The organism is Mesorhizobium sp. L-2-11, assembly GCF_016756595.1.
Lineage (GTDB): Bacteria > Pseudomonadota > Alphaproteobacteria > Rhizobiales > Rhizobiaceae > Mesorhizobium.
Genome location: NZ_AP023257.1, coordinates 5,819,903 through 5,846,877, shown reverse-complemented (window position 1 = coordinate 5,846,877; position 26,975 = coordinate 5,819,903). Strand labels below are relative to the sequence as shown.

Sequence of the window (26,975 nt, the reverse complement as noted above, 5' to 3'; positions counted from 1 at the left end):
CCGCCCTAATCCGCCAGCACGCGGGTCGACGGGAAGGCGACTTCGACCAGAGTGCCCTCGCCGGGCGTCGAGTTGATGGTGAACCGGGCCCGGTTCGCCTCGACCATGGCCTTGGTCAGCGGCAGCCCGAGACCGGTGCCGTCGCCGCGCCCGCGCTTCAGCGCGTTGAGTTGCTTGAACGGCTTGAGCGCCTGCTCGATCTCGGGCTGGCTCATGCCGATGCCGGTGTCGCGCACGCGCATCACGACGTCGCCGGAGATCTCGTAGGCTGTCGATACGATCACCTGACCGCCGGCCTGCGTGTAGCGGATGGCATTCGACAGAATGTTCAGCGCGATCTGGCGCACGCTGCGCAGATCGGCCACCACTTCCGGCAGCCTCGAGGCGAAGCTGGAGCGGATGATGACACGTTCGCGGTTGGCCTGCGGCTGCATCATCGCCACCGTCTCGGCCAGCGTGTCGTTGAGCGACACTGCCTCATAGGCCATCTCCTGCTGGCCGGCCTCGATTTTCGAAATATCGAGCAGATCGTTGACCAGGTCGAGCACATGGTTGCCCGACCGGTTGATGTCGCGCAGATAGTCGCGGTAGCGGTCATTGGCGACCGGTCCGAATTTCTCGTCGACCATCAACTCGGAGAAGCCGATGATGGCGTTGAGCGGCGTGCGGATTTCGTGGCTGATGCGGGCGAGGAAGTCGGTCTTCTGCGAGGAAGCGCGCTCGGCGACGGCGCGCGCCTGGGTCAGATCCTCTTCGGCCCGCTTCCACTGGGTGATGTCGCGCACCACTGCGCAGAAGCCGCTGTCGTTGGGCAGCCTGCCGATGGTCATGAACAGCGGAATGAAGCGCCCCTGCGCCTCGCGTCCGATCACCTCGCGGCCGTCGTTGAGCACGCTCGCCACGCCGGGCTCGGACAATCCGTCGAGATAGTCTCGCGCGGCGCGCTGGCTTTCGATCGCGAACAGCGAGACGAAGGGTTTTCCGGTCACCTCGTCGCTGTCGAAACCGAACAGCGCCTCCGCCGGTCGGCTGATCGAGCGGATCGTTCCGTCTCGGCCGATCAGCACGACGCCGTCGGTCGCGGTGTCGATGATGGTGCGCATCTCGGCGATGCGCGCCTTGAGCTCGGAAGCGTCCGGCTGCGTCTGGTCGTCGGCGGCACCTGCTGCCTCGTCGTCGCCGGAACGGCGCACGACCAGCATCAGCGCCTTGCCGCCACGCCAGGGAACCGAGCGCAGAATGGCCTCGATCGGGAACTCCTGACCGTCACGCGTCTTCAACCGCAACGCGTGGTCGGTTCCATCCGTGGCGCTGCCGTCGTAAGGATCGGCAAACAGCGCGTCGAGGCCACCGGCATCCTCCAGCTTGTCGAGCGTGTCATAGCCGGTCAGGCTGAGGAATTCCTCGTTCGCATAGTGAAGATCGTCGCCGGAATGGATGAGCAGCGGCACTGGCAGCTTGCCGAGGATCGAAATGTCCGGAGCCTTGTTGTCGTCTGCGGTCGAAAAAGCCGACGGCACGAAGCCTTCGAGCTTGAGCGGCGGCACCGGCAGGCGCGGCCGCTCGACCGTCGCCGGCTCGACGTCGCCGGTATCGGCGATGTCATCGGTTGGCGAACCGGTCTCGTCGACATCGGTCCGCGCCCAGTCCTCGCTGTCTTCTGCATCGCGGAAATCGGCGGCCGTCATGCTGTCGGCGTCTTCGGCGACCGATCGACTGGCCGCGCCGATGGGCTCACCGATTTCCTGCGCCGGTTTGTCCGGCTCGGAGACCGGCGCACCGTCGCTATCGTCGGCGACGTAGTCCCGGTCGGCATAGTCGAGCAGCGAGCCTGAGATGTCGGACACGGTTGCTTGCGACTGCTCACCGTCGAGCCTTGCGACATCCTTCTCGTCTTGGACATCGGTTTCGTCTTGGACATCGTTTTCGGTCGATTCCGCCGCAGCCGGCTCTGCCGCAATTGCGGCATCGGGCTGTTCGGTCGGGGGATTGTCCTTCTTGAGCCGCTCGCCGATCTCACGGAATGCACTGCGTTCCAGCGTCGACAGGCCTTTATCGTTGGCCGGCTGCCTGTGCTCCGCCAACCGGATCACCTTGTCGGCAAAGCGCCGCTCCGGCTTCGGCACGATGGTCAGCGCCGGCACCTCGCCCTGGAACGGGTCGGTTTCGCCAGGCGTTTTGGCGACTTCCGGCTCGACCGCCACGGGGACGTCAGCATTGGCGACAAGCGCCATACCGATCGCTTCCGGATCGACCACCGCATCGCCGGTGCGGGCAACGCCGAAACCGCGAAAACCTTCGAAGGCACGGCTGCGGCCATAGACGGGCAGCGCCGCCAGGTCGACGGGTATCTTGAAATCGGTGCCGGCAACCGGCCACAGCACCGAGCGTCCGGACCAGGTATCACGTCGATCGAGCAGGCCGGCGATCTCGCCGGTCGCATCGAGGTCGAAGGTGGCCGCGACGTCCCTGAAGCGCCGGCCGATCACATCGGCCGCCGGCTTGCCGACGAGTTCCGCGAATTCCGGCGACAGCGCACTGAACCTGCCCTCGGCGTCGGTGCGCCAGACGAAACGCAGGGGCGCCGCCGCGCGATCGATCGAGGGGATGGCGCGCTCGACCGGGGAGGCGGCCCTGACGGCATCCTGTGCGGAGCTTTCCGCCGAAGCATCCGCCTCGACAGGATCGGACGCATCCGGTCCCGGCATTTGCGCCTCGTCCTCGCTGGCGCTGAAATACCAATGGTCATGCTGTATTCCGCCGGCCGCTTCTGGACCCTGCTCGGTTGAATCAGGCGCAGTTGAACCAGAGCCGGTCGAATCGAGCCCAGTCGAATCGGGCCCAGTCGAATCGAGTCCGGTGGAATCGGGAACATCATGCTCCGCCGACACCGAAGTGTCTTCGTCGGCTGCCGCAACTGTCTGCGCTGCCGCGTCCGTTTTCGCGACTGTTGCGGGCGGGTTGTCCCGTTCTGCTTTTGGCGGGACTGCGGCATCGGCCGCCGCCCCCGCGCTGGGCTCGTCAGCAGGGGCTGCTTCGGAGTCCAGCTGGTTCTCGTCGATCACCACCAGCAGGTGCCGCTCATCCGTCAGCCGGGCGAGGCCGGCCGGGTAGGAAGCGGTGCCGCCTGGAACCAGGCGTTTGACGATGCGACCGCTTTCGTTGGCGACATCGGCGACAAGCGCTGCCAGCGTTTCGGGCAATATGCCGAGTGCCGAAAAACCATCGGAAGCGGCCTCGATGTTGCCGTTGGCATCGACGAAGGCGATGAAATGACCGTCTTCGGTAAAGCCGCTGATGGCCCGAGCGGCGATCTCGGCGGCACTGCGCGAGCCGGTCTGCGTCGCCGGCACCGCCAGCATGATGGCGTTTTCGCCGTCAGGCATTGTCACCGCGCTGGCCAGAAAGCCAACCGCGCGGCTGGTCAGGCCGGTTGCCAGCCGGACCGTGATGGCGCGGTCGCGGCCGATCTGTGGAAAACCGCTTGTCGCCATGATCTGGCGCCTGGCGATCAGCGGCAAGCCGGCCGAGGCGCCGATGATCGCCTCGATGTCGGGATAGCCGAACACCGCTGCCCCTGGTCCGTTGGCCCAGATCACCTGTTCGAGGTCTGCCGACAGAAGGGCGATCGCGTCGCCGGCGGCAAAGCGCTGGCGGACCGCGTCGAGCACGGCGACGTCGAGGAAGGAGTAGTTTTCAGACGGCATGCGTTTTGGAAACCCTTACGAAGCGGGCAGTTTGCAGTTAACGCTTTGTTAATAAAAGCCGACGGCGCGAAGGTCCACAAGCCATAGCGTGCAACCGCCGGAATCTCTGGGCGCGTGGTTAACGCTGGGAGATAAATTTATGGTGCGCTGCAACAAAGATATTGCAATGCACAAGATTTGCCTTTATATTGCCATCATACATGAACGAGACGGCTTTCCTATCGAAGCCGCTGCCACTGCAAAGGATGGAAAATTGTCCAGGACCAAGACCGCTGATACCATTGAATTCCCGAGCTTCGACGCTTCCAAGGCCACCGACCAGATCCGTGCTTTCGCCGAAAAGGGCGTCGAGCAGTCGAAAGAGGCCTATGCCAAGCTGAAGACCGGCGCCGAAGAAACCCAGAAAGCTCTTGAGTCGACCTTTGAGACCGCCAAGACCGTTTCCAACGACCTGTCGCTCAAGACCATTGCCGCTCTGCGCGCCAATACCGAAGCCGGCTTGTCGCATTTCGAAGCTCTGATCGGCGCCAAGTCGCTGTCGGAAGTCGTCGAACTGCAGACCGCATTCCTGCGCAAGCAGGTCGAGATGACTGTCGAGCAGGCAAAGGATTTCCAGACCGTCGCCTCCAAGGCGGCCGAGGACGTCTCCAAGCCGATCAAGACCGCCTTCGAGAAGGCGATGAAGGAAGTTAAGGCCGCCTAATATTTGCGCATAGTTCGAAGATGCAACAAAAGGTCGCATTTCTCCGAACAGGATTATGTGAGATATAGTGGTCCAAGCGAATACCCGGGGGTGGAACCTCCTCCCTCTGCTCTCCGGGATGACCAGCCAGCACCTCCTCCCGCTGGCTCGGAACAGGAAAAGGCCGGCACCTCCTCCCGCCGGCCTTTTTCTTTGCCCGGCGAAATATGATGTCGTGCCGGAGCGCTCTTTGCCTACAGCACTGCGCCCCTTCTTTGGCACGCAAAGGACGCGGTGGTGCCTGGGATTTTGCGCATGATTCCCAGCGAAATCGATTCTGATTTTCGCGGTCATGCGCGGCCAAAAGCCTTGAACTAAACTCCGATAACCCGTATGGACGCATCGCCGAACGACAGAGCGGGTCTGGGAGAACGAACGTTCTCATCCCGCTCAGGCGAACGTGCCGTTGTAGCTCAGATGGTTAGAGCGCCGGATTGTGGATCCGGAGGTCGCTGGTTCGATCCCAGCCAACGGTACCATTGATCCCATCCCGCGATGAGCTTTAGACAATGCCTCGGCAACTCGACTGCCCACGGTCGAGACCCAACGGCTGATCAGCGTTCAGGTGCTTTGGCGACCGTCCGGCTGGTGCCAAAGATGCCTTCGACAATCGCACGCGGACAATCGGCATCAATATGCTCCACCGGCGTGTCGCGCCGAGCCAGTGGATTGCGGCCGTTGCGAGAGTTCAGCGATCAGATGGTCGGCAATCACCCGAACGGAGGGAAGCTGCCCGCGACGATGCGGCATCAGCAGCGTGGTCGCCACGCCACGCGCTGTCCAGCCCGGCAAGATGCGGACAAGCGCGCCGGACTCGATCAGCGACGCGCAGAAGCCACTTGCCAGACAGGCCACCCCGAGCCCCGCCCTGGCGGCTTCGCGCAGAGAGACGGTTTCGTTGGCCACATAGCGCGGCGAGGGCGCAACCTCGGCAACGGCGCCTTCCCTATTGTGAAGCGTCCAGACCCTGTCCGAAGACGATGCCATGAGCCCATCAAGCCCGTTCGCTTCCTCGGGTCGAGAAGGCATGCCCTTCTCCCTGATGTAGTCGGCCGAGGCGACAAGCCAGGCGGGGTCGTGGCCGATGCGACGTTGCACGAGATCCGTATCCGGCAACGGGGCGAAGTGGTTGCGGATGGCGATGTCGAAGCCCTCCTGCACGATATCCACGAACCTGTCGGAGACGTCGAGCATGATGCGGACCTTCGGATAGCTCGCTGCGAGACGCGGAAGCAGCGCCGCCAATCGGAATTGAGCGAGCGGCAGCGATGCCGTGATTCGCACGGTTCCGCTCGGTTCCGCAAGACGACCCTTGATGACCTGCTCAGCCGCCTCCGCTTCGATCAGCATGGCGGCGGCATGACGATGAAAATCGCGGCCAATCTCGGTCACGGCGAAGCTGCGCGAGGTCCGCTGGACCAGACGCACGCCGATCGCCTTCTCCAACTCGGACAGCCGCTTGCTGAGGGTCGACTTGGGGATGCCCAAGGCGCGCCCGGCTGCAGCGAAGCCGCCATGATTCACCACCTGGACGAAAACGAGGAGGTCGTTGAGATTCAGCATCTGAAGCCTTTATCGTTCCTGAATGTAGACGATAGGTCTGCGGATAGCCAACTACTGCTTCCGCGTCCAACATTGCATCTCTTTGCAACCGCCGCTTTTGGGGGCGGGGCTGCAACTCGGAACGCAAAAGGACGCATTTAGATGGCAAATATCTCGATCCTCGGCCTCGGCGCCATGGGGCAGGCGCTGACCGCCCGCTTTCTTCAACAGGGCCACACGGTCACGGTCTGGAACCGTACGCCCGGCAAGGCCGCCTCACTGGTCGCGAAAGGCGCGCGCGAGGTGAAGTCCGCCGCCGACGCCATCGCCGCAAGCGATGTCACCGTAATGTGCGTGCTGGACTATGCCGCGTCGGATTCGGTGATCGATGATGCGACTTCGGCGCTGCCCGGGCGCGCGCTGGTCAATCTCACCAACGGCACGCCGGCACAGGCGCGCGCCGCAGCCGAGCGAGTCGCCGGGCTGGGCGCCGCCTATCTCGACGGCGGCATCATGGCGACGCCTCCGATGATCGGCGGCGAGCACGCGCTCATTCTCTACAGCGGCTCCAAAGCCACCTTTGATGCGCATGCCCGGACGCTCGAGACGCTTGGCGCCGCGAACTATCTCGGTGCCGATCCGGGGCTGGCGTCACTGCACGACCTCGCCCTTCTCAGCGGGATGTATGGCCTTTTCGCGGGCTTCTTCCACGCCAGCGCGCTCGTCGATTCCGAAAGTATCCCGGCCGGCGCGTTCCTCAAGCTCCTTGGCCCTTGGATGACCGCGATGATGGGCGAGCTACCCGGTTATGCGGAGAAGATCGACAGCGGCAGGCACGGCGTGAATGTGGTGTCGAACCTCGGCATGCAGGCCGCCTCTATGGACAACATCCTCACCGCCAGCCGCGAGCAGCGCGTCGCCACCGATCTGCTCCATCCCTTGCTAAAACTGTTCCGCAAGCGGGCCGACGCCGGTTTCGCAGACGAGGACATCTCAGGCATATTCGAGCTGATCCGGCGCAAAAGCAGCGCAGGCGGCTGACGCCGTCGTCGGTGGCTCGCTCACAGCCGACATTCCCGGCCTCCTGGATGGGAAGTAGCCGGATGAGCGTCATTTCAGAGATCACGCAGCGGGCTTCATTGATGGCGGGTCCCTCACAGCTCCGCAGCGTGCTCTTTCAGTGCCACCTCAAGCGCCTGGCTGTGAGGCACTGCCTCGGAGAACAGGAAGCCCTGAGCAGTTCTGCAGCCAAGCTTGTACAGAATTTGCCGGTCCGCCTCTGTTTCGACGCCCTCGGCCATGACATCGACGCCCAGCGCCCGACCAAGATCGATCACCGTTTTGACAAGCAGCCGGTCCTCCCGAGACTTGGCTAAACCGCGGACGAAGCCCTGGTCTATTTTCACCTTGCGTATCCGACTGTCCTTGAGCGATGCCAATGTGGAAAAGCCGGTGCCGAAGTCATCGAGCGCGATGGAAATGCCGGCATGTGAAAGCCGTCCGAGCTTTTCATCCACTCTGTCCGGGTCCACTGGAGACTCTTCGGTAATCTCGATTTCGAACATCGTTGCCGGGAGGTCTTTTGCCGCCAGACCATTCAGAACCATGTCGTCGATATCGCCGGCTTCCAATTCGCGCGCTGAAACATTCATGGCCACACGAACATCTCGACAGTCAGCTTTCACCAAACCTTCGATAAGAGCACAACAGTCGGAGAATACCGTTTGAGTTAACAGTTGAAGCATTCCGGTTTCGCGTGCCGCTGCCATGATTTCGGGTGGAGAGATAGAACCATGGATCGGATGGGACCACCTTAGCAAGGCTTCAAAACCGATCACGGCCTCGGTGTCGAGTCTTACGATGGGCTGGAACCAAGGTGCCAGCCTTCTCGCCTCTATTGCCGCATGAAGGTCGCGTTCGATGGATTGGCGACGTTGCAATTCCCTGTCGAGTTCGGCATCGAACAGGCGAAATTCGTTCCTGCCACGACGCTTGGCCGTGTAAAGGGCGACGTCCGCCCGCAGCAACATTTCCGTCAGCTTCGGCCTTTCAGCCAAGTATATTCCAATGGATGCACCAATCCGGACGGACGCGACCTCGGGATAGGGGCTGGCGATTTTGGCTATGATATTGGATGCGAGGCTGCTGGGAGAAAGCGGACTCCTGAGTGAGGGAAAGAACAGCACGAACTCATCGCCGCCGATGCGGGCGAGCGTTGAGCCTGCCGGCGCTTCCTGCTCTATCCGGCGGGCGATCCTGACGAGCAGTTCATCACCGGTCCTGTGACCGTAGGTGTCGTTGACAGATTTGAAGCCGTCCAGATCGATCAGCATTGCAACGAAGGGGCCGTCTTTATTATCGAGCTGACTGATCGCGTGTTCGAGACCGCGTCTGTTGAGAAGCGCCGTCAGGTGGTCCTCCCTGGAATTGCGCTCCATTTCCGCCGCAAGCCGCTCCGCCTCATGTGTCAAGCGGCTCGCTTCGCGGAAGCGGGCTTGTCCAACAAACACGGCTCGAACCAGACCGCCCAAGAAGAGCAGAACGGCGAAAGCAAGAACATAGGCTTCAAAGTTGCCTGTCGCCAGCAAGCACGCCGCTGTGATGAGGAGCGGGGGCGTGATGAAGTTTATCGCTGCCGCGGCATATGAACTGCCATATGTAACCGCACCAGCCGAGATCCCCGCCAGAATAATCAGATGCAGCGGCGCTTGGGTGGTTGTGTAGCCAGCAGTAAGGACGGCAAGAAACGACCAGGCAAACCCTGCCAGGAGAGCAAGGATGCCAAACCGGCGAAGCCGCTGCGAAATCCCTGTTAAATCGTCCTGATGCCCCGTCTCTTTTAGCTGATAACGGGCGAGTCTGAGGCGGGCGGCATTTATCGCATTGACAACCAGGAACCAGATTGCGGCGGCAAAGCCTCCGCCAGAAAGCGCCTGCACCGTCAAAATCAGGCCTGACAAGATGGCGCTTATCGGCATTGAGACGAAGAGACCGGCCCTCAGGTCAGCAAGCTGATCTCCGAGGATTCTGGCCTCCAGCGCGTGTTCTTTCTTGAGGGCCATAGACCAGTCAGTTCGCTTCCGATGCCGCTTCGCAACGCAAGCTTATGCAAGCCCCACTGAAGGACGGGTTAACTGCTCGGCTTGTATCGGCCTTCTGCGACACCTTTGTATGGGTCTCTTCATTTTGTGTGATGGTCGAGAACATGGATCGGCGGCCGCGCTGCCTATCTGTCAGCCGCAATCGTCGCCTGCAGCCATTGCGCGATGGCGTCGAAAGCGATCGGTTTGGTCGTGTCGACGTCAAACAGCGGTCCGCGACGCAGCGGCTCGGCGCGCCTGGCCAGTTCGATCAGTTCGGGGATGTAGGCCGCGCCGGGATGGCCGGCCGGACGCTGGTCGAGCCGTGCGCGATAGCGCTCAGCCAGAATCTCGCCGGGCGCATGGCACCAGATCTCGGCGGTCTGCTCGACGCCGGCGCTGCGCAGATGATCCTCGAGCACCTGGCGCGGCTGGAAGCCGAACCAGGCGTCGACGACAAATATGGCGCCCGCCGGGGCCTCGCCGACGACTGACCAGATCGCCTGGTAACTGGCGCGTCCGAGCGTGCGGTTGAATTCGCGATCGCCGCCGCCGAGCGCTTCGAGGAACGGATTCTTGATCGTATCGAGCGCGAGCAATGGCCAGCCCATGCGCTCGGCGATGCCGCGCGAGACCGTGCTTTTGCCGCTGGCGGGGATGCCGTTGACGAGCACGGCGCGCCGGCCGGGCACGGCGCGCCTGGTGCGATCGAGCCGGGCGGTCGGCGAGAACACTGGCGAGGCTTGTGCAACTTCTGCTTGTGCAACTGCCGCTTGCGCGGCGAGCGCATGCAGGCCGGCGCCGATGACGCCGGCGTCGTCGCCCAGTTGCGCCGCTTCCACCGGGCATTGGTACCAGGGAGCCAGGGCAGGCGCCCTGGCAAGCGCCCGATGGGCCGCCAGGCCGAGTCCGCCGCCGAGCAGTACCAGGTCGGGGTCGAACATGGCCACGGCCGTATCGATTGCCGTACGCAGCGGCCCAGCCCAGGCTTCAAGTACGCCGCGTGCCAACGGATCGCCGCCCGCATCCCGGGCAAAAAGCTGATCGACCGAAACGTCCGGGCCGAGGCCTGCCCGCGCGATGTGACGGGCAAGTGCGGTGCCTGAGCTGGTGGTTTCAACGCAGCCGCGCCGGCCGCAGACGCACGCTTCGCCTGACATGTCGACGGTGATATGGCCGAGCTGCCCCGCCGTCCCCTTGCCGCGGACGATCCGCCGGTCCTGGACCACGGCACCGCCAATGCCGGTTCCGATCGTGAACATGACGATGCTTTCATGGCCTCTGGCCGCGCCGAGAGCCATTTCGGCGACCATTGCCATGTTGCAGTCATTGTCGATCACCACGGGCTTGCCCACCAGATTTTCCAGTCGTTGCGCGGGGGAGACCGAGGCGAGGTTGACATAGCCTCCGGACAAGACCGCGCCAAGCCGCGCATCGACGCGTCCGGGGACGCCGATGCCGATGGCAGCGACTTCGGGGGAATCGAGCCGGCGCGCCATTTCGGCGATCCGGGAGAGCACGAGCTCGGGGTCCGGCGCGCTTTTCTCGGAAATGCGCGCGAGGATTTCGCCCGTGCCGGAAACACGGGCGGCGCGCAGATTGGTGCCGCCGATATCGATCCCTATGGCCATCGAACTAAGAGGCATGTCGTCCTACGCGTGCCTGGTGTGAATGTCGGATAACTACAGCGCCGCGCATCCTGGTGCGCACCAACGCCATAGTACTTTGATCTGCACATGATCCTTTTTCGAAGATCGACTACGATTTTGCATCGCTGATCTTCGGTTCGGGGTCATTGTGCTAGGCGGCTTTCTGCCGGTAGTTTCCGATCACCGCCTGAAGCTCGCGCAACCTCGACACTGCGATGGTCTTAAGCCTCTCCCGCTGAATGTCACGGTCGAGCGAGATACAGTCCTTCCACAGCGACCGGCCGGCGATGACGCCCGACGCGCCGTTCCGCATCGCCATCTCGACCTGGCCCAGGAAGGTTGCGTGGTTGACGCCGGCGGAGAGGACCGCCCATGGCACCTCGCCAGCCATGCTGCTGATCCTGGCGCAGGCTTCCGGCGTTCCGGGATAAGGAAGCTTGAGCACCTTTGCCCCGCATTCCAGCGAAATCCGGGTGCCCTCTTCGACGAGCCAGGGGATCTTGGCGCTATAGTCTTCAATGCTTTCCCCTTCGAGCTGATAGGTCAGGAACTCGACGACGAGCAGGAGGTCCTCTTGCGCGAAATCGGCGATGCATTGGCGCAGAATGCCGACATTATGCTCGTTCGCCTCAGGCCTGTCGGCCCTGAGATAGACCATGATCTTGCCGCCGGTGCCGCCGAGCTCGCGCACGCGGCGCGCGCCGATGCCGGGACCGAGGCGCGACAGGCGGTAGCCGGCAGGCGAGACGTCGAAGCCCGAAGCGTCGAGGCCGATGAGCAGAGCCGTATCGCGGCTCAGCACCCCTTCATCGACAACCCGCGGCACCGCGCAGAGCGGGTCGAGCAGCACGCAGGATGCCTGGCTGGCGAGGTATCGCGTGATGTCGGACTTGGTGTCGCCCAGCATGTCGTTGGTGATCTTGGCCTGTTCGGCGGGGTCCGACGCAAGCAAGCTTCGCATGCCGCCGCGCTGGTCACAGGCAATCGCCATCATCGCCCCGTCCTTGCCGCATATCTGCTGGTAGCCGCGCAACTCTGCGGTCGTCATCTTTGTCATGGGTCTTCTGTCCGATGTTGGCGCCCATTCACCGGGCGCAGATCAGTGGAAACAAGAAAGGTTCAGTTTTACCTGCCTCTCGACAGGAGGTTTTGCCGCTTTGCGGCGCTATCGGACCGAGAAATTTGGCCTTGGCCCGCAATCTGCCGTGGAAACCAGCCCACGTTGCGAGTCAGCCGGATTTGCGCGATAACTCCCATCGGTCGATGGGTCTGTAACACATTGCTGAAAGGAATTGCAAGCTGCCTGCCCCTCCCGCACAAGATGCAGCCGCATCGCGGACAATGCTGCATACCGTCGCCAAACTGCACTATGAGGCGGACATGTCGCAGGTCGATATCGCGCGGCGGCTTGGCGTCTCCACCGCGACCATATCGCGCCTCCTGCAGCGGGCGAGAGCGGAGGGCATCGTACGGATCGAGGTTCTCGATCTTGCAACTCCCGAAGGCATCACCACGCAACTGGTCGAGGCACTCGGGCTTCGTGACGCAGCGGTCATCGAAAGCCCGGCAGCCGGTGCGCTGGCGGCGCTCGCCGCGCCGCTCGGCGCCTTGCTCAAGCAATCCGGACTGACGGCGGGCTCGGTCGTCGCCATCGGCTGGGGGCGCGCCATTCGCGAGGTGATCCAGGCAGGCCTGCCGCGTATTCCCGGCGTTCTTACCGTCGCTGCCACCGGCGGCATGCAGCAGCAGGCGGCGCATTTTCAGATCAACGAGTTTGTGCGGCTCGCCGCCGAACAGTTGGGCGGGACGCCGCATTTCATCCATGCGCCCTATCTGCCGTCCTCGGAATTGCGTGAGGTCTTCCTCGGCGATGCGGCCATCCGCGACAGCGTCGCGCTTTGGGACCGGACCGACGTTGCGATCGTCGGCATCGGGCTGCCCCATTCCGTCAATCCGCCCGAAGCGAGCGCCGCCACGCTGAGCGAACAGACCCTGTTTCATGCAGCGGGAGACGTCATCCGCCATTACTTTGACGCCGAAGGCACGCTCATCCCGTGGGAGGGGGAGGGCCGGATGATCGCAATGTCGCCGGCCCAGCTTCGAGCCGTCCCCCTGGTGATCGGCGTTGCCGCCTCACCGGAGAAGGCAATGGCAATCATTGGTGCCGTCCGCGCCAGGCTTATCAATGCTCTGGTAACGGACACGAAGACGGCTCAGGCCATCCTCGAGGCTCTCTTGCCCCGATAACGGTGGGCCCCGATAACGGTGGGCCCCGATAATGGTGGGCCCCGATAATGGTGGCACGCCGATGTGTGACATCGGCACAGCTGATCGATCCCGAACTGATCGACACCAAACGCCGATCGCGAACCCGCCGCCGCGAAAATTCATCAGTTGTGTCGTCAATGCGTTGGGGCAATAGTCTGCGTGAGGGGCTCTGCGGAGAGGCAGATGGTGTCCGATTTGAAAGCGTTTCGAACCCGGAAATACCAGGTTGCAATTTCTTTCAGCAAAGTGTTACAACCTTGCGGCTAGGCACGCATTCGCCCCGACGGCGCTGTTTCCTGCATCATGCGGAGGCTAGTAACGGGACTGCGCATCAGGTTGGTCGGTTTCGACGGCCGATCTAACGATTTGGGGCGCTCGGGAGGAGGCTGCCCATAACAGGGCGAAATCCGCTTGTCGCCGCCAGGACTTCACAGAGCCGGGACGAAATCGCAATGGCAAAATCTGCCAACATGCCAACATTAGGAGGAGGATGTTATGAAGAAGATTGTTGCCGCCCTGGCGGCTCTCGCCATCTGCGCTGCGGCGCTGGTCACGCCCGCTTTGGCGCAGGACAAAAAATTCACCATTGCGCTCATTCCGGGTCTTACCACCGACGGCTTTTACATCACCATGCGCAAGGGAGCCCAGGCGGCAGCCGATGCCCTTGGCGTGACCCTGGTTTTCCAGGGCGCCCCGGATTTCAATCCGGTAACGCAGGTCCCTGTGCTTGACGCGGTCATCGCCAAGAAGCCGGACGCCATCCTGATCGCGCCGACCGACAAGGTTCAATTGGTCGAACCCCTGCGCAAGGCCCATGACGCCGGCATTCCGGTGATCACCGTCGACACCTTCATCGGCAGCGGCGTCTACCAGACCGGCGCCGGCGAGGCGGATTTCCCTCTGTCCTATATTGCCTCGGACAACATTCTGGGCGGCGAGATCGCGGCGCGGGCATTGGCCAAGGCCATAGGCGACAAGGGCAAGGTCTACGTTTCGAACGTCAAGCCTGGCATTTCGACTACCGACCAGCGTGAAGAGGGTTTTAAGAAGGAGATGGCGGCCAACCATCCCGGCATCACCGTTCTCGAAACCCAGTTCAACGACAACGACGCCAACAAGGCTGCTTCGCAACTGCAGGCTGTGTTCGCGCGCAATCCCGATCTCGTCGGTGTGTTCGGCGCAAACCTGTTCTCGGCGCTTGGCGCGGCCAATGGCGTCCAGCAGGCCGGGCAGACCGGCACCGTCAAGGTCGTGGCGTTCGACGCGCCGACCAGCATTGTCGACAACATCAACACAGGCCTTGTCGACGTGGCGATTGCCCAGCATCCCGCGGAAATCGGCTATTTCGGCGTCGTGTCGGCCTATGCCCATCTGACCGGCCAGTCGATCCCGGTTGCGATCGGCACCGGCTTCACGATCATGGACAAGGCCAACATCGCCGACCCGAACATCTCGAAATACCTCTATTCCGAATAAGTCCAGCCAGTCTCCTTCCGGCCTGCCGGAAGGAGACCTGCGCCGGGTCTCTTTGACCCTGTTTGACCGGATCGGAACCATTCATGACTTCAACATCGCCAACCGAAACGCATGTCGCTCCTCAGGCGGATCACGGTGATCCGGCCAGGAGCTGGCTCGCACGCATCGCCGAAGGACGCGCCTGGCTGTTCCTTGCGGGCCTGATCGTCTGTTTTGAGGTCTGGTCGAGGCTCTCCTTCGGCGCGACCTTCGTGCTCAACCCGTTCAACGTGCAGTCCATTGCGATATTTGCCGTGGCGCCGTTGCTGCTGGCGACCGGGCAGACCTTCGTCATCATTTCGGGAGGCATCGACCTCTCGCTGGGCTTCATCATGGGTCTGGCGGCCGTTGTCGCCGCCCACGCCACGAATATGGCCGGCGTCGCCATGCCGGTGCCCCTGGCCATGATGTTGGGCATTCTGGCGGCCGTGATCGTCGCCGGCGTGCCTGGCGTCATCAATGGCTTGCTGATCTCGCGCCTCAGAATTCCACCCTTCATCGGCACGCTTGGCATGTTTGGCGTGGCGCGCGGTGCTGCGTTCCTGCTGGCCGGCGGCACGACGGTGCCGGTCCAGAATTCCTGGTTCGCGCTGCTTGGCAACGGCAGGTTCTATGGTGTGCCTTATCTCGTCATCATTGCCGCCGTCTTTGTCGTGGTGATGCACTACATCCTGAGCCAGACCCGGTTCGGCCAGCATAATTACGCCATCGGCGCCAATGTGCAGGCGGCGAGTCGCGCAGGCATCGACATCAGGGGCCACATCCTGCGCCTCTACGTGCTTTCAGCGATGTGCGCCGGCCTCGGTGGGGCGCTCTATGCAGCGCGCTTCACCGCGGGCGCCGCCCAGGCCGGCGAACCGTTGCTGCTCGACAGCGTTGCAGCCGTGGTCATCGGCGGCGCCAGTCTGTTCGGTGGCTCCGGCACCATCTTCGGGACGGTCGCCGGCGCCTTGGTCATCGCCGTCATTCAATACGGGCTGGTTTTCGTCAATGTCGAGCCGTTCTGGCAGTTCATCGCCGTCGGCCTCGTCATCATTATCTCCGTCCTTATCGACCAGGCGCAGCGCCGGTTCAGTGGAGCTCGCCAGGATGAATAGTTCCGAACAAACCGCCCCCCTTCTCGAAGTCCGACACCTTTCCAAGCATTTCGGCGCGGTGCAGGCGCTGAATGATTTCTCCATGGCCGTGCGGCCGGGCGAAGTGGTGGCGCTGGCCGGCGACAACGGCGCCGGCAAGACGACGCTGATCAAGGCGATATCGGGCGTCTTCCAGCCGACCGGCGGTGAAATTCTGCTGCGGGGGCAGCCGGTCACCTTCGCGACGCCGCAGGAGGCGCGCGAGAAAGGCATCGAGACCATTTACCAGGATCTCGCTCTCGCCGACAATCTGTCCATCGGCGCCAACATCTTCCTCGGCCGTGAACCCATGCGCAAGGTTTTTGGTTTCTTGCCGGTGCTCGATCGCAAGGCCATGGCCGTCGCCGCCAAGCAGACCATGGGGCGGCTGGATTTCCATGTCAGCCGGCTCGACGCCCCGGTCAGCAATTTCTCCGGCGGTCAACGGCAGGCCGTTGCCATCGGCCGGGCCGTCTATTGGGACGCGCAGATCCTGATCATGGACGAACCGACCGCGGCCCTCGGCGTGCCGGAGCAGCGCAAGGTCATCTCGCTTATCCACCAGCTCAAGGCGCAAGGCCGGGGCGTGATCTTCATCTCGCACAATCTGCAGGATATTTTCGCCGTTTCCGACCGCATCGTCGTGCTGCGCCGCGGCATCCAGGCCGGCGAGCGCAAGATCTCGGAGACCAATCATGACGAAGTCGTCAAGCTGATGGTTGGCGGATAGGCCGATAGTTTCGTTGCTGAAGCAATGCGCGTCCCGAGGCAATGAGCTCCCGGTGGCGAGCCCGCAGCGCGCCGCCATAGCAATTCTCCGGCGAGAAGCGACCGCGGCAGGATCGCCGGCACAGCTACCGCGCCCAACTGCTCAGCATCTCAATGCGCCCGCCCGAATCCGGCGAAAATGCTCGCCCCCGACGATGACAAAATGCCATCCAGATACGCTCGGCGCGGCGGAAAGAAGCAGGACGGCGAGCAGAGTCGACATTGCCTGAGGATGTCACTATATAGCGGCGGCTTTGGCCGCGTACCCAAGCGTTGCGCAGCGAATGGCGCCGCAAAAGTCCCACGTCTGTGACACCTATTGTCATACAAATTGACTGGATTGCCGGAAAACAGCAAGTAGAAACAATGACGCAATCTGGGACATGATCCCAGCCAACGGTGCCAGTCTCCTCAGGAAAATAGAATCTCTTTCAGAATTGAAATGTGCTCCTTGAACCTTCGATGCCCATCAGCCCTGTGGAGCTTGGGCAAGATCGGCTTGCCGGGTGACGACGACTCGGTTGGAATAGGAGCGTGCATCTTTTCGGGGATGCCGGCGTTTATGATCACCAGCCAGGGAACAGCAGCATGAGCGAACACGCGATCGAGTTCTTGCAGGAGTGGATCGGCGAGAAGGTCCACTGCCAGTCCTCGCTGGACAGGATCGAGGAGCAGGCCGAGACCCTCGCCAAGGAATGCACGGCGAAGGCGGCTGAGGCCGGCATACCGCTGGAGGATATCCAGGAAGAGGTCGGCGACATTCAGGAACTTATCGCGTCGAGGCTGGAAGAGGCGGCTGAGGCAGACCAGGACGAAAAGAATTCGGACAAGCCTGCCCAGTGACATGCCGACCCTGCGAAAGGCCGGCTCAAAGACCTGTGTGACACGCCCACACAGTTCTACTTTCCCTGCTTCGCCTCGAATTTGCTCTTAAGCCATGCCTTCGGCAGCGCCGGCACGAAATTGCCGTCGCGCCCGGTCATGTCGTCATTGGCGATCAGCGCATTGAGGATCGCTTCCTCCACACTCCCGATCACGGCGTCGAAGAACGGGTCGATGTCGGTATCTGGGATAAAATCAGCGCTGGCGATGCGGCCTGACGGCGCCAGTGCCGCCTCGCGGTTGGCGGTCGAAAAGGCCAGGAAAATATCGCCCGAACTGTGATAGCCGAAGCCGCCGGTCATGGCGACGCCGAGCGGCGCCCGGTGAGCCAGGCGCTTCATCTGATGCGGCAGCAGCGGCGCATCGGTGGCGACGATCCCGATGATCGAACCCTTTTCGGCACGCGGCGTGCTTTCGCGGATCGCCGGTTCGATGAGATCGGGCCCGGCGCGCAGGCCGCGAATGGTAAAATTGCTCCGCTTGCCGAAATTCGCCTGCACGAAGGCGCCGACCGTGTAGTGCCGGCCGTGCCATTCGACGAGGCGCGATGCCGTGCCGGAGCCTGCCTTGAAACCGAAGGCGATCATGCCGGTGCCGCCGCCGACGCTGCCTTCCTCGATCGATCCGCTGGTCGCGCCATCGAGGGCCGCGGCGACATGCTCAAACCTGAGATGGTGGCCATTGATGTCGTTCAGGAAGCCGTCATAGGTTTCCGCCGCCACCGGCAGGCCCCAGCCGCTGTCGAGCGCGGCCGGCAGCACGCGCTGCATCCAGCGCAGCGTTGCGTCGCGTGAAACGCCGCAGGAATGCGTGTTGGTGATGGTGATCGGAAAATTGAAGGCGCCGGTTTCCTCGATGATGTGCGAGCCGGTCAATTCGCCATTGCCGTTCTGGCTGAAAAATGCCGGCAAAGACCGGCGTGGCCAGCTCGGCGCGCGGTCGGGGCAGGATGGCGGTCACGCCGGTGCGCACCGGGCCCTTGCCGACCACCAGCGCACCTTCGCCCGAAATCAGCGTCGAATAACCGACCGCAACGCCAGCCACATCGGTGATGGCGTTGAACGGTCCGGGCGTGCCGTCAAAGCCAATGCCGAAGGCTCGCGCGCGGGGCTTGCCGGAAGGCGTCGTCGGGTGATGTGGATTGCCAGTCATAGGCGTTCAGAAGAAATCATCGGCACTCAGAACAGTGAGCCTTGGCTGCCGGGCTCCTTGGCTTTGGTAGCCGGCTTTGCAACAGTTTTCGGCCGTGCCGCGCCGCTGGTCGCAATCGCATCGGCGGTCCCGTCGGCGAACTCCAGCGAAAGTGCCAGCCCCGGCACCACTTCCGCCGCTTGCTTGATCACCGCCCCGTCGGCGTCTTTCACCAGGGCGAAGCCGCGCGCCAGCACCGCCTTGTGCGACAGCGTCGCCAGCAGCCGGTCGGCCTGGGTCAGTTTCCCGCGCAAGCGCTCGAGCCGCACCGAAATCACCCGGTCCTGTCGCCGCGACAGCGCCGCCAAAATATCTGCCTGCAATTTCTGCCGCCTTGCGAGCGGCGCCGGCGACAGCCGCGCCGCGGTGCGCGAAAACCGCATTCGCCGCTCGCGCACGATGGCGAAGAACGCCGCTTGCGCGCGGCCAAGGTCGCGGCCGGCCAGCGTGCGGGCCTCGTTCATGCGTCGCGACAGGGTGGCCGGCGTCAGCCGCTGCGCCTGCAGCCTGGCTCGCTTGCGTTGGACGCTGACGGACAGCGCCCGGCCAAGCCGGCTCGTCGCCTCGTCGAAGCGCCGGCGCGGCAGCGCCAGCAATTGGTCGGGAGAGGGCAGCGCCCGGGCGGCGGCACGCGCTGCCTGGCGCTTGCGCTCGAAATTGCGCGACACCGCGGCCTTGAGCCGCGCAGCAAGGCCGGCAAGCGTCACTTCGAGGTCGGCGCGCACGGGCACGGCGATTTCGGCGGCGCCCGTCGGTGTCGGCGCCCGCACATCCGCCGCCAGGTCGATCAGCGTCCAGTCCGTTTCATGGCCGACGGCGGAGATCACCGGAATGCGTGAGGCGGCGACGGCGCGGGCCAGCGCCTCGTCATTGAACCCCCAAAGATCCTCGAGGCTGCCGCCGCCGCGCGCTACGATCAGCAGGTCGGGCTGCGGGATCACGCCATCATGCGCCAGTGCGTTGAAGCCGTTGACGGCGGCGGTCACTTCCGCGCCGGCCGTTTCGCCTTGCACCCGCACCGGCCAGACCAGCACATGCAGCGGAAACCGGTCCTTGATCCGGTGGATGATGTCGCGGATGACAGAGCCTGTCGGCGAGGTGACGACGCCGATGACGCGCGGCATGAACGGCAGCAAGCGCTTGCGGCCGGCATCGAACAGGCCTTCGGCCTGCAGCCGGCGCTTGCGCTCTTCCAGCAGTGCCATCAGCGCCCCGGCGCCGGCCGGCTCCAGATTGTCGATGACGATCTGGTAGGTGGACTTTCCTGGATAGGTGGTGAGCCGGCCGGTGGCGATCACCTCCATGCCTTCTTCGGGGCGGAACTTCAGCCGGCCCATCGTGGTCTTCCAGACCACGGCGTCGAGCCGTGCGCGGTCGTCCTTGAGGCAGAAATAGGCATGGCCGGAGGAGTGCGGCCCGCGGTAGCCTGATATTTCTCCCCGCACCCGCACATTGCCGAAGACGTCCTCGACCGTGCGCTTCAGCGCGCCGGAAATCTCGCTGACCGTGTATTCGGTGGCGTTGGTGCGTGATTCGGATACTGCGTTGCTCATTGGCCGATTGGGGGGCGGTTGTCCTTCCGCGTCAAGACGGGTGTGTCCGGTGCCGGCCAATTGCGGGGGTTTTTCACCAGCCCGGCGAGATCTGGTTCGGCTTGGTCCGCTTCGTCTTGGAGAAGGCAAATGCCGGGAAGTCGAAGCTTCCCGTCTCTTCGCCGAGCGGCACGGAGATATTGTCGAGGCTTTCCGAAATGTGACGGGCCAGCGCCTCGACGATCTCCGGACGCGACGTCTGGCCTCGCATGATGCCGATGCGGCAATCGGGCAGGGTACCGAACCCGTCGGCATCGCCCAGCACCCGCATGCCGGGGCGCAGCGCGCATTCCGGCAGCACCGAGATCGCCAGGCCGGAAAGCACAGCGGCGGTGATGACGGTTGCCGAGAAGCTGGTAAACAGGATGCGGTAGTCGCGGTTCTGCCGGTCGAGCACGTCGACGGCGGCCCGCCGCCAGATGCAGTTCGGCCGGCCGAAGGCCATCGGCAGAACTTCCTGTTCATGCGTCGCGTGGTTGGCCGAAGTCACCCACAGTAGCGGTTCGCGCCGCACCACTTCCGACTGGCCGTGCGCGTCACTGTGCGTCACCAGCGCCAGATCGAGATTGCCGCGCTTGATATGCTCGACCAGCCCCGGCGTCGGCTCGCAGATCACGGTCAGTTCGACACGTGGATTGGAACGGGCGAAGCGCGCCATGATCTCGGGCAGAAAACGGTCGGCATAGTCGTCCGGCGTGCCGATGCGGATCGTGCCTTCGAGCCGCCGGTCGTCGAAGGCGGCCAGCGTTTCCCGATTGAGAAACAGCAACCGTCTTGCATAGGAGAGCAGCCTGTCGCCCTCCTCGGTCAGCCTGTTGGTGCGGCCGTCTTTTTCGAACAGCGGCTTGCCGATCCGTTCCTCCAGCCGGCGCATCTGCATGGACACCGCCGACTGGGTCCGATGCACCGCTTCCGCCGCGCGGGTGAAGCTGCCGGTGTCGACGATTGAGACGAAGGTCTGCAACTGATCGAGATCGAGTGGCGCTTTCATCGGTCTAATCCATCATTAGTGTTGATGCTAAAGATTAGAAACATTCGTTGGATTAATCAATCGAACGATGGCAAATTTACGACTGTCCACATGAAGGCAATGCATGTCGCCTAAAAGTGGTCACCGGTTTTAGGACAACGACATGCATCTTCTATGTGAATCGGGACCGGAACGGCCGCTGTTTCCAGCGCCGATTGCCCGTCCCTGTCCGTTCGAAATGAAGGAGACTGACATGGCTACGTTTGATTTCGCCACCGAGACTTCGCGCATCACGTCGCGTCCGGCTATTGCGACGCGCGTGGTCAATACCATCTCCGACGTCTATCGCGCCTGGAAAAACCGCCGCGCCTTCTATCGCCTTGGCGAGATGTCGGATGCCGAACTTGCCGACATCGGCTTGACGCGCGCCGATCTCCACGTCGCCATCGACGTGCCGTTTGGCCGCGATCCAACCGAGAGGCTTCGCGCCATCGCGGCCGATCGCGCAGACACGATCGAGGATATTGCCCGCAAGGTGACCTGATCGCGCTGGTGGCGCGCCCTGGCGCGCGGGGCGCTACAGGATTTCGCAGGCACCCACTCCCTGCCGGTTTCCCCGCCGGCCCGCCTGCACACTGCCCGGTCCTCCCAAGGATCGGGCATTTTTCTATGAAGTCAGGCGAAGGCCAGCTTTCGCGACGGCCTCGGTATAGGTCTGCCAAGTTCGTGCGCGGCTTCTATCCAGGATGCTATGGCGTCCTGGACGTTCGCGACGGCCTCTTCAGGAGTGTCCCCATCGCTCATACAGCCCGGCAGATCAGGTACCAAGGCCGAAAATCCGCCTCCGTCTTCTGTAGCGAGCGGTGCGATGACGACCGGATATTCAAGTCTGCCCGTCATGCCTCTTTGCCTCGCGGCGCATTTGTTTACCGCCGGTCCATGCCTCGCTTGAATTGATCGAAGATCGATTCCATGCCCTTCTGGTAATCGTCGCGCTGCTTCGCGCCCGCCTCGAACATCTTGCCGAACAAATCGTCGAACGGATTGCGTGGCCTGCCGCTCGGATTGGTCTGCGGCTGCGGCGTTTCCCGCTGCTGTGGCGCCTGACTCGGCTGCGACTGCTGCGCACCACCGCCGAACATGTCCTGCAGCACCTTGCCGAGCGGATTGTCGCCGTAGGGATTGGGCGCCTGCTGCGGCTGACCCTGCGGCTGCTGCGCGCCGCCAAACATATCCTGCAGCATCTTGCCGAACGGATTGTCCATCGGGCCGGGCTGTGGTGCCGGGCGCTGTTGCGGCGCCTGCGCGCCGGCCTGCCGCATCATCTGCTCGATGATCTCGCCGAGCGGATTGCTGCCGCCACCGAATCCGCCTGCTGCCTGCATCTGATTTGTGGTCTGCTTGAACAGGCCGCCCATCATCATCGAAGCCACGACCGGCAACATCTGCTGCAAGATCTGCTGGCTGACGCCGCTCACCTGCGCTGCCTGGCTGGCAACGGCGCGGGATAGGTCTTTTGAGCCGAACAGATGGCCAAGAATGCCGTTGCCTTCATCGACGCCCTGCGGCGAAAAGGCCCGGCTAGCGTCCTCGAAATATTTGGCGTGCTGGCCACTGGCCATTGCCGTCATGAACGCGCCGAGCCCGTACGGGTCGGAGGTGCTGCGCTTCAGCCCCTGTGAAAAGGCCGGCAGCAGCGCCTCGACCGCCGATTGCGCTTGCTGCTGCGAAAGCCCGAACTGTTGGGCCAGGGCCTGCATGCCGTTGCCGTTCTGCGCCTGCGCCAGAATGTCGAACAAGGAAGGCATTGGTTTTCTCCTCCGGGAAATCCTCGTAGGAGCGAGCCTATCGCATCGGCCCGAAAATCGGAATCGATTTTCGGAAAGCGCTTCTTTCCTGAGCTGTCGGCCAAGCCGATAGCAAACGGCTAATACGCATACTCCATGAACACCGGTTCGATCGAGCCGCCCCAGCGCGTATGATAGGCGGAGAGCAGCTCCTCGGCGCTGGTGGTGCCGCGCGCGACGACTTCGTCCAGCGTGCTGAGGAACGACGTTTCGTCGTAGCCGTCGCGGTTCTTGCGGCCGCGGTTCTTCAGCCCCATGCGCGAGATGACGAGCACGTCGCGGGCGATCTCGCGCAGTGTCGTGTTGCGGAACGGCGCCGAAATGCCCTGTTCCGGCACGGCGTTGCGCATCGCCAGAACCTCTTCATAGCTCCAGCTCGAGGTCAGCGCCTCGGCCGCGTCGAGCGCCGCCGCGTCATAGAGCAGCCCGACCCAGAAGGCCGGCAGCGCGCAGATGCGCCGCCACGGTCCGCCATCGGCGCCGCGCATTTCAAGGAAACGCTTCAATCGCACGTCGGGAAACAGCGTTGACAAATGGTTCGCCCAATCGCCCATCGTCGGCAGCCCGTCAGAAATCTCGTTGCGGGCCGCACCTGCCATGAACTGGCGGAAGGTGACGTGCGTCATGTCGTGGTAGTGGCCGTCGCGGATGACGAAGTACATCGGCACGTCGAGCGCCCATTCGACATAGTCGGCGAAGCCGAAATCGGGCGAGAAGCAGAAGTCGAGCAGGCCCGAGCGCTGGTTGTCGGTGTCGCGCCAGATGTCGCCGCGCCAGCTCTGAAATCCGTTGGGCCGGCCCTCGGTGAACGGCGAGTTGGCGAACAGCGCCGTCGACAGCGGCTGCAGCTTCAGCGACACCTGCATCTTGCGGCGCATGTCGGCCTCGCTTTCGAAGTCGAGATTCACCTGGATGGTGCAGGTGCGGTACATCATGTCGAGGCCCTTGCTGCCGACCTTGGGCATGTAGCGCGTCATGATCTCGTAGCGCGATTTCGGCATTTTCGGCGTCTCGGCCAGCGACCATTTCGGGCTGCCGCCGAGGCCGAGGAAGCGGATGCCCATCGGCTCGGCGATCTCGCGCACCTGCGCCAGATGCGCATTGCCCTCGCGGCAGGTCTGATGGATCGTCTCCAGCGGCGCGCCGGACAGTTCGAACTGGCCGCCAGGTTCCAGCGAAATCGCGCCCCGGCCGGTCGGCTCGACCAGGCCGATGATACGGCCGGCATCCATGATCGGATCCCAGCCGAGTTTTTCCTGCATGCCCTCGAGAATGGCGCGGATGCCGTGCTCGCCGCCATAGGGCACCGGCGCATTGCCGTCGACATAGAACGGGAATTTCTCGTGTTCGGTGCCGATGCGCCATTTGTCACGCGGCTTGTTGCCTTCAGCCAGGTGCTCGACAAGCTCGTCGACGCCTTCGATCGGCCGGAAATCGGTTGTGTCGCGCGCCATTACAAGTCCTCTAGCACATGACCCCGAAATCGCCTCGATTTCGCTGGGGATCATGTGCCCAATCAAGTGCTACAGCGTCCTTTGCGCGTCCGAAAGGACGCGCGGCGCTGTAGGTGGTCGGACGACCGCCGGCGCTAAATGGACGAAATGTCAGTAGGCGATCAAGCGAAAAATCCTGAGCCACAGGGTAACTGGAATTGATTGACGCTGCATCTTCCCTCTCCCCTTCTTCCGCAACAAGGGGAGAAGGGAAGAAACTTCACCAATCCCCGATTGTCGCCTGTATCACGGCCAGTGCCGCCACCGCAGCCGTATCGGCGCGCAGGATGCGCGGACCGAGCGGAATCGCGGTTACGAAAGGCAGCGCCCGCAGCATCCTTCGTTCCTCGTCGGAAAACCCGCCCTCGGGCCCGACCAGCAGCCCGAGCCTCTTCTCCCGCACCGCCTGCAGCGCCGGCAGCGGATTGTTGGTGGAGGCATCCTCGTCGCAGAAGATCAACCGCCGCTCCTTGTCCCAGCCGGCCAGCAGGCGCTCGAATTTTTCCGCTTCGCGCAGCTCCGGCACCGCCAGGATGCCGCATTGTTCGGCGGCCTCGACGACATTGGCGCGCAGCCGTTCGATGCCGGGCTTTGCCACCTGCGTGTGCCGGGTGATGACCGGCTGCAGGACGCCAGCGCCCATTTCGACCGCCTTCTGCACCAGATAATCGAGCCGACCCTGCTTTAGCGGCGCAAAGCAGTAGACGAGATCGGGCAGCGGCGGCTGCGGCCGCTGCAAGGCCAGCACCTTGAGCCGCACCGCCTTTTTTGACCTGGCGGCGATTGCCGCCGACCATTCGCCGTCGCGGCCGTTGAACAACAGGATTTCGGCGCCTTCGCCGAGCCGCAGCACATGCAAGAGGTAATGGCCCTGCTGCGGGCTCGCCTCAAATTCGACATTCGGTCCGAGGTCGTCGGGCACGAACAGCCGCTGCATCTTGTAATTGGCGCGCATCGCCGAGGAATGGGCGAGCCTAGCCTTGGCGTCAAGTCTCGGCCGAGGGATGCCAGACCGGTTCGTAGCCTTGCCTCAGCACGGAAACGGTGGTTGCCGGCGTGAGCAGGCGGATTGGACGGTTGGCAAAACCGCCAAACCCCACGGGATCGCCATAACCGGCGAAACTCCAGGGCAGTGCGGCGCCGTCAAACAGGGCGTACGCCCTGTTTCCTGACGAGACCATGGCGCCGTCCGGCAACCCGGCAAGCTCTTCCGCGGATACGGCCCGTGCCTGCCCACCCGACGCCAGCCGCTCCCTATGCAGCCGCTTGTCGACCTGCGGTGCGCGCGGCTCGGCAATGCCGAAGGCGATGCCAAAGCGCCGGACGAAATCCTTGGCCCGCTCGCGCCGGCAGAAGAAGCAGGGCCGATGCCCGGCCGAGAGCGCGGTCACCTCGTCCAGGAAAAACAATTCGGTCCAGCCGGCCTTGCCACCCGACTGGTCGTCGCTTTGCCTGTTGCGGCCCATCGGCTCGCGCCGCACATCGCCGAATTCGCAGACGCAGATGATCCAGGCCTGCAGCGCCCAGCGCTTTTTCAGCAGCGTCTTCGTTTCGGGGTCATGGATGATGCCGCGATTGCCCATGAACAGGCCGCGCTCCGGCACGGCGTGGATGACGCCGAACGGGTCGACCCGATTCTGCAGTGGCATAGCTTTCTCCCCGGATACGTATCTTGGCCGGAATGACGGCGGCATGATATCGCTCGTCGCATCGTTTTCATGTCAGCAGGTTTTTCAATGCGGGTGCTGGTGGTCCAGAATTTCGACAGCGAGGGCCTTGGCCAGATCGGCGCAGCCCTTGTCGAGGCGGGCGCCGATATCGACCTGCGCCGGCCCTATTGTGGCGAGACGCTGCCGCGCGACAGCGCTGCGCACGACGCCATGGTCGTGCTCGGCGGCGCCCAGAATGCGCTGGACGACGAGATTTGCCCGTATTTTCCTGAACTTCTCGACCTGACGCGCGATTTCGCCGGCAAGGATCGCGCCGTGCTTGGTATTTGCCTTGGCAGCCAGCTGGTCGCGCGCGCCTTCGGCGGCGAGAACCGGATCGGCACCGCCTCGGAATTCGGCTGGCACAAGGTCTCGCTCACGCCGGCGGCGACGGCTGATCCGGTGCTCGCCGCGCTGCCCGAAAACTTTCCGATCTTCGAGTGGCACGACGACACCTTTGTCTTGCCCGAAAACGCCGTGCGGCTCGCCGGCAACAAGGTCGCCGAGAACCAGGCGTTTCGCATCGGCCGCGCCGTCTATGGCTTTCAGTTCCATTTCGAGGCGGACCAGCCGATGGTCCGCGACTGGAGCGCATCCTTCGCATCGCTCATTGCCGAACGGCATCCGGACTGGAGCGATCGGCTCGACGACGAAATGGCCCGCCACGGAGCGGATGCCGATGCCGCCGGGCTGGCCATCGCCCGCGCCTGGGTGGCGACGATCTGATCAATCAGTACCGACGTTGCATATTTGGCACGCCGGCAAAAATCCGCTGTGGACGGCATGTTTCGTCGTTGGCTTGTGGCCGCCCGCCACCCTAGAAGGCAGCCGCTCTGCATCGTCCGTGCAACGCGATGAACCTTTTGGGTCACTCGCGCGACACATCGCCGATACAGAACATGCCT

General features: G+C 63.3%; 21 protein-coding genes, 1 tRNA gene and 1 pseudogene. 10 read left to right on the top strand and 13 right to left on the bottom strand.

The window, feature by feature from the left end; genetic code table 11:
• Positions 1–5 precede the first annotated feature (5 nt).
• Positions 6–3,707 (bottom strand): PAS domain S-box protein, encoded by a 3,702-nt coding sequence (locus tag JG739_RS27860; RefSeq protein ID WP_202364323.1) that lies wholly within the window; start codon positions 3,705–3,707, stop codon positions 6–8.
• A 253-nt stretch (positions 3,708–3,960) separates the two neighbouring features.
• On the opposite strand from JG739_RS27860, the gene JG739_RS27855 reads away from it, so the two are divergent.
• Together JG739_RS27855 and JG739_RS27850 are read left to right on the top strand one after the other, a co-directional pair.
• Positions 3,961–4,410 carry a phasin gene (locus JG739_RS27855; RefSeq protein WP_202364322.1) on the top strand — a complete coding sequence of 150 codons (450 nt, stop codon included), beginning with the start codon at positions 3,961–3,963 and terminating at the stop codon, positions 4,408–4,410.
• Positions 4,411–4,851: 441 nt separating this feature from the next.
• A tRNA-His gene (locus tag JG739_RS27850) sits at positions 4,852–4,928 on the top strand.
• A 151-nt stretch (positions 4,929–5,079) separates the two neighbouring features.
• On the opposite strand, the gene JG739_RS27845 is transcribed toward JG739_RS27850, so the two are convergent.
• A complete protein-coding gene (locus JG739_RS27845) occupies positions 5,080–6,012 on the bottom strand; it encodes a LysR substrate-binding domain-containing protein (RefSeq protein ID WP_202364321.1) in 933 nt (310 codons plus the stop codon).
• Between the two features lie 141 nt (positions 6,013–6,153).
• Between JG739_RS27845 and JG739_RS27840 the strand changes: the two genes are divergently transcribed.
• Positions 6,154–7,032, top strand: a complete 879-nt coding sequence (locus JG739_RS27840) for an NAD(P)-dependent oxidoreductase (protein WP_202364320.1) — start codon at positions 6,154–6,156, stop codon at positions 7,030–7,032.
• A gap of 113 nt (positions 7,033–7,145) precedes the next feature.
• Here JG739_RS27840 and JG739_RS27835 read toward each other — a convergent pair whose 3' ends face one another.
• The 3 genes from JG739_RS27835 to JG739_RS27825 form a co-directional block, all read right to left on the bottom strand.
• The gene (locus JG739_RS27835; RefSeq protein ID WP_202364319.1) at positions 7,146–9,053 is read right to left on the bottom strand and encodes a putative bifunctional diguanylate cyclase/phosphodiesterase; all 1,908 of its coding nucleotides are present in this window, start codon (positions 9,051–9,053) and stop codon (positions 7,146–7,148) included.
• Between the two features lie 164 nt (positions 9,054–9,217).
• A complete protein-coding gene (locus JG739_RS27830; protein WP_202364318.1) occupies positions 9,218–10,717 on the bottom strand; it encodes an ROK family protein in 1,500 nt (499 codons plus the stop codon).
• Positions 10,718–10,871: 154 nt separating this feature from the next.
• Complete coding sequence (locus tag JG739_RS27825) at positions 10,872–11,777, bottom strand: tagatose-bisphosphate aldolase (RefSeq protein WP_202364317.1); 906 nt, start codon at positions 11,775–11,777, stop codon at positions 10,872–10,874.
• Positions 11,778–12,061: 284 nt separating this feature from the next.
• Between JG739_RS27825 and JG739_RS27820 the strand changes: the two genes are divergently transcribed.
• The 5 genes from JG739_RS27820 (at position 12,062) to JG739_RS27800 (ending at position 17,229) form a co-directional block, all read left to right on the top strand.
• Positions 12,062–12,967 carry a sugar-binding transcriptional regulator gene (locus JG739_RS27820; RefSeq protein ID WP_202364316.1) on the top strand — a complete coding sequence of 302 codons (906 nt, stop codon included), beginning with the start codon at positions 12,062–12,064 and terminating at the stop codon, positions 12,965–12,967.
• Positions 12,968–13,483: 516 nt separating this feature from the next.
• Entirely contained in the window at positions 13,484–14,464 is a 981-nt protein-coding gene (locus tag JG739_RS27815) for an ABC transporter substrate-binding protein (RefSeq protein ID WP_202364315.1), read from the top strand.
• An 83-nt stretch (positions 14,465–14,547) separates the two neighbouring features.
• Positions 14,548–15,600: an ABC transporter permease subunit gene (locus JG739_RS27810; RefSeq protein ID WP_202364314.1), complete on the top strand. Its 1,053-nt coding sequence runs from the start codon at positions 14,548–14,550 to the stop codon at positions 15,598–15,600.
• Complete coding sequence (locus JG739_RS27805) at positions 15,593–16,348, top strand: ATP-binding cassette domain-containing protein (RefSeq protein ID WP_202364313.1); 756 nt, start codon at positions 15,593–15,595, stop codon at positions 16,346–16,348. Before JG739_RS27810 ends, JG739_RS27805 begins: the two co-directional genes overlap by 8 nt.
• Before the next feature lie 626 nt (positions 16,349–16,974).
• Positions 16,975–17,229: a DUF768 domain-containing protein gene (locus JG739_RS27800; protein WP_202364312.1), complete on the top strand. Its 255-nt coding sequence runs from the start codon at positions 16,975–16,977 to the stop codon at positions 17,227–17,229.
• A 56-nt stretch (positions 17,230–17,285) separates the two neighbouring features.
• Here the strand turns inward: JG739_RS27800 and JG739_RS27795 are convergent.
• The 3 genes and pseudogenes from JG739_RS27795 to JG739_RS27785 all read right to left on the bottom strand — a co-directional run bounded on the left by JG739_RS27795 (position 17,286) and on the right by JG739_RS27785 (position 21,042).
• Positions 17,286–18,420: pseudogene (locus JG739_RS27795) on the bottom strand (DmpA family aminopeptidase).
• Positions 18,421–18,446: 26 nt separating this feature from the next.
• Entirely contained in the window at positions 18,447–20,012 is a 1,566-nt protein-coding gene (gene xseA / locus JG739_RS27790) for an exodeoxyribonuclease VII large subunit (RefSeq protein ID WP_202364311.1), read from the bottom strand.
• A gap of 73 nt (positions 20,013–20,085) precedes the next feature.
• The gene (locus JG739_RS27785) at positions 20,086–21,042 is read right to left on the bottom strand and encodes a LysR substrate-binding domain-containing protein (RefSeq protein WP_202364310.1); all 957 of its coding nucleotides are present in this window, start codon (positions 21,040–21,042) and stop codon (positions 20,086–20,088) included.
• A gap of 232 nt (positions 21,043–21,274) precedes the next feature.
• On the opposite strand from JG739_RS27785, the gene JG739_RS27780 reads away from it, so the two are divergent.
• On the top strand, positions 21,275–21,565 hold the full coding sequence (locus JG739_RS27780) for a DUF1127 domain-containing protein (protein ID WP_202364309.1): 291 nt from the start codon (positions 21,275–21,277) through the stop codon (positions 21,563–21,565).
• Between the two features lie 131 nt (positions 21,566–21,696).
• On the opposite strand, the gene JG739_RS27775 is transcribed toward JG739_RS27780, so the two are convergent.
• From JG739_RS27775 to JG739_RS27755, 5 genes are all read right to left on the bottom strand, one after another.
• Positions 21,697–21,921 carry a type II toxin-antitoxin system HicB family antitoxin gene (locus JG739_RS27775; RefSeq protein ID WP_202364308.1) on the bottom strand — a complete coding sequence of 75 codons (225 nt, stop codon included), beginning with the start codon at positions 21,919–21,921 and terminating at the stop codon, positions 21,697–21,699.
• A gap of 26 nt (positions 21,922–21,947) precedes the next feature.
• Positions 21,948–22,829, bottom strand: a complete 882-nt coding sequence (locus JG739_RS27770; RefSeq protein ID WP_202364307.1) for a DUF937 domain-containing protein — start codon at positions 22,827–22,829, stop codon at positions 21,948–21,950.
• A 119-nt stretch (positions 22,830–22,948) separates the two neighbouring features.
• Complete coding sequence (locus JG739_RS27765) at positions 22,949–24,322, bottom strand: glutamate--cysteine ligase (RefSeq protein ID WP_091595268.1); 1,374 nt, start codon at positions 24,320–24,322, stop codon at positions 22,949–22,951.
• A 259-nt stretch (positions 24,323–24,581) separates the two neighbouring features.
• Positions 24,582–25,316 (bottom strand): 16S rRNA (uracil(1498)-N(3))-methyltransferase, encoded by a 735-nt coding sequence (locus JG739_RS27760; RefSeq protein WP_202364306.1) that lies wholly within the window; start codon positions 25,314–25,316, stop codon positions 24,582–24,584.
• 31 nt (positions 25,317–25,347) lie between these two features.
• Positions 25,348–26,010 (bottom strand): hypothetical protein, encoded by a 663-nt coding sequence (locus JG739_RS27755; RefSeq protein ID WP_202364305.1) that lies wholly within the window; start codon positions 26,008–26,010, stop codon positions 25,348–25,350.
• 87 nt (positions 26,011–26,097) lie between these two features.
• Between JG739_RS27755 and JG739_RS27750 the strand changes: the two genes are divergently transcribed.
• A complete protein-coding gene (locus JG739_RS27750; protein WP_202367673.1) occupies positions 26,098–26,796 on the top strand; it encodes a type 1 glutamine amidotransferase in 699 nt (232 codons plus the stop codon).
• Positions 26,797–26,975 lie beyond the last annotated feature (179 nt).

Excerpts from the sequence above, each read along its gene's own strand:
- JG739_RS27820 (WP_202364316.1), top strand. The coding sequence starts at position 12,062 with ATGCTGCATACCGTCGCCAAACTGCACTATGAGGCGGACATGTCGCAG.
- JG739_RS27785 (WP_202364310.1), bottom strand. The coding sequence starts at position 21,042 with ATGAAAGCGCCACTCGATCTCGATCAGTTGCAGACCTTCGTCTCAATC.
- JG739_RS27800 (WP_202364312.1), top strand. The coding sequence starts at position 16,975 with ATGAGCGAACACGCGATCGAGTTCTTGCAGGAGTGGATCGGCGAGAAG.
- JG739_RS27755 (WP_202364305.1), bottom strand. The coding sequence starts at position 26,010 with ATGCCACTGCAGAATCGGGTCGACCCGTTCGGCGTCATCCACGCCGTG.
- JG739_RS27780 (WP_202364309.1), top strand. The coding sequence starts at position 21,275 with ATGGCTACGTTTGATTTCGCCACCGAGACTTCGCGCATCACGTCGCGT.
- JG739_RS27810 (WP_202364314.1), top strand. The coding sequence starts at position 14,548 with ATGACTTCAACATCGCCAACCGAAACGCATGTCGCTCCTCAGGCGGAT.
- xseA (WP_202364311.1), bottom strand. The coding sequence starts at position 20,012 with ATGAGCAACGCAGTATCCGAATCACGCACCAACGCCACCGAATACACG.
- JG739_RS27835 (WP_202364319.1), bottom strand. The coding sequence starts at position 9,053 with ATGGCCCTCAAGAAAGAACACGCGCTGGAGGCCAGAATCCTCGGAGAT.
- JG739_RS27770 (WP_202364307.1), bottom strand. The coding sequence starts at position 22,829 with ATGCCTTCCTTGTTCGACATTCTGGCGCAGGCGCAGAACGGCAACGGC.
- JG739_RS27825 (WP_202364317.1), bottom strand. The coding sequence starts at position 11,777 with ATGACAAAGATGACGACCGCAGAGTTGCGCGGCTACCAGCAGATATGC.
- JG739_RS27860 (WP_202364323.1), bottom strand. The coding sequence starts at position 3,707 with ATGCCGTCTGAAAACTACTCCTTCCTCGACGTCGCCGTGCTCGACGCG.
- JG739_RS27830 (WP_202364318.1), bottom strand. The coding sequence starts at position 10,717 with ATGCCTCTTAGTTCGATGGCCATAGGGATCGATATCGGCGGCACCAAT.
- JG739_RS27815 (WP_202364315.1), top strand. The coding sequence starts at position 13,484 with ATGAAGAAGATTGTTGCCGCCCTGGCGGCTCTCGCCATCTGCGCTGCG.
- JG739_RS27805 (WP_202364313.1), top strand. The coding sequence starts at position 15,593 with ATGAATAGTTCCGAACAAACCGCCCCCCTTCTCGAAGTCCGACACCTT.
- JG739_RS27845 (WP_202364321.1), bottom strand. The coding sequence starts at position 6,012 with ATGCTGAATCTCAACGACCTCCTCGTTTTCGTCCAGGTGGTGAATCAT.
- JG739_RS27775 (WP_202364308.1), bottom strand. The coding sequence starts at position 21,921 with ATGACGGGCAGACTTGAATATCCGGTCGTCATCGCACCGCTCGCTACA.
- JG739_RS27750 (WP_202367673.1), top strand. The coding sequence starts at position 26,098 with ATGCGGGTGCTGGTGGTCCAGAATTTCGACAGCGAGGGCCTTGGCCAG.
- JG739_RS27840 (WP_202364320.1), top strand. The coding sequence starts at position 6,154 with ATGGCAAATATCTCGATCCTCGGCCTCGGCGCCATGGGGCAGGCGCTG.
- JG739_RS27760 (WP_202364306.1), bottom strand. The coding sequence starts at position 25,316 with ATGCGCGCCAATTACAAGATGCAGCGGCTGTTCGTGCCCGACGACCTC.
- JG739_RS27765 (WP_091595268.1), bottom strand. The coding sequence starts at position 24,322 with ATGGCGCGCGACACAACCGATTTCCGGCCGATCGAAGGCGTCGACGAG.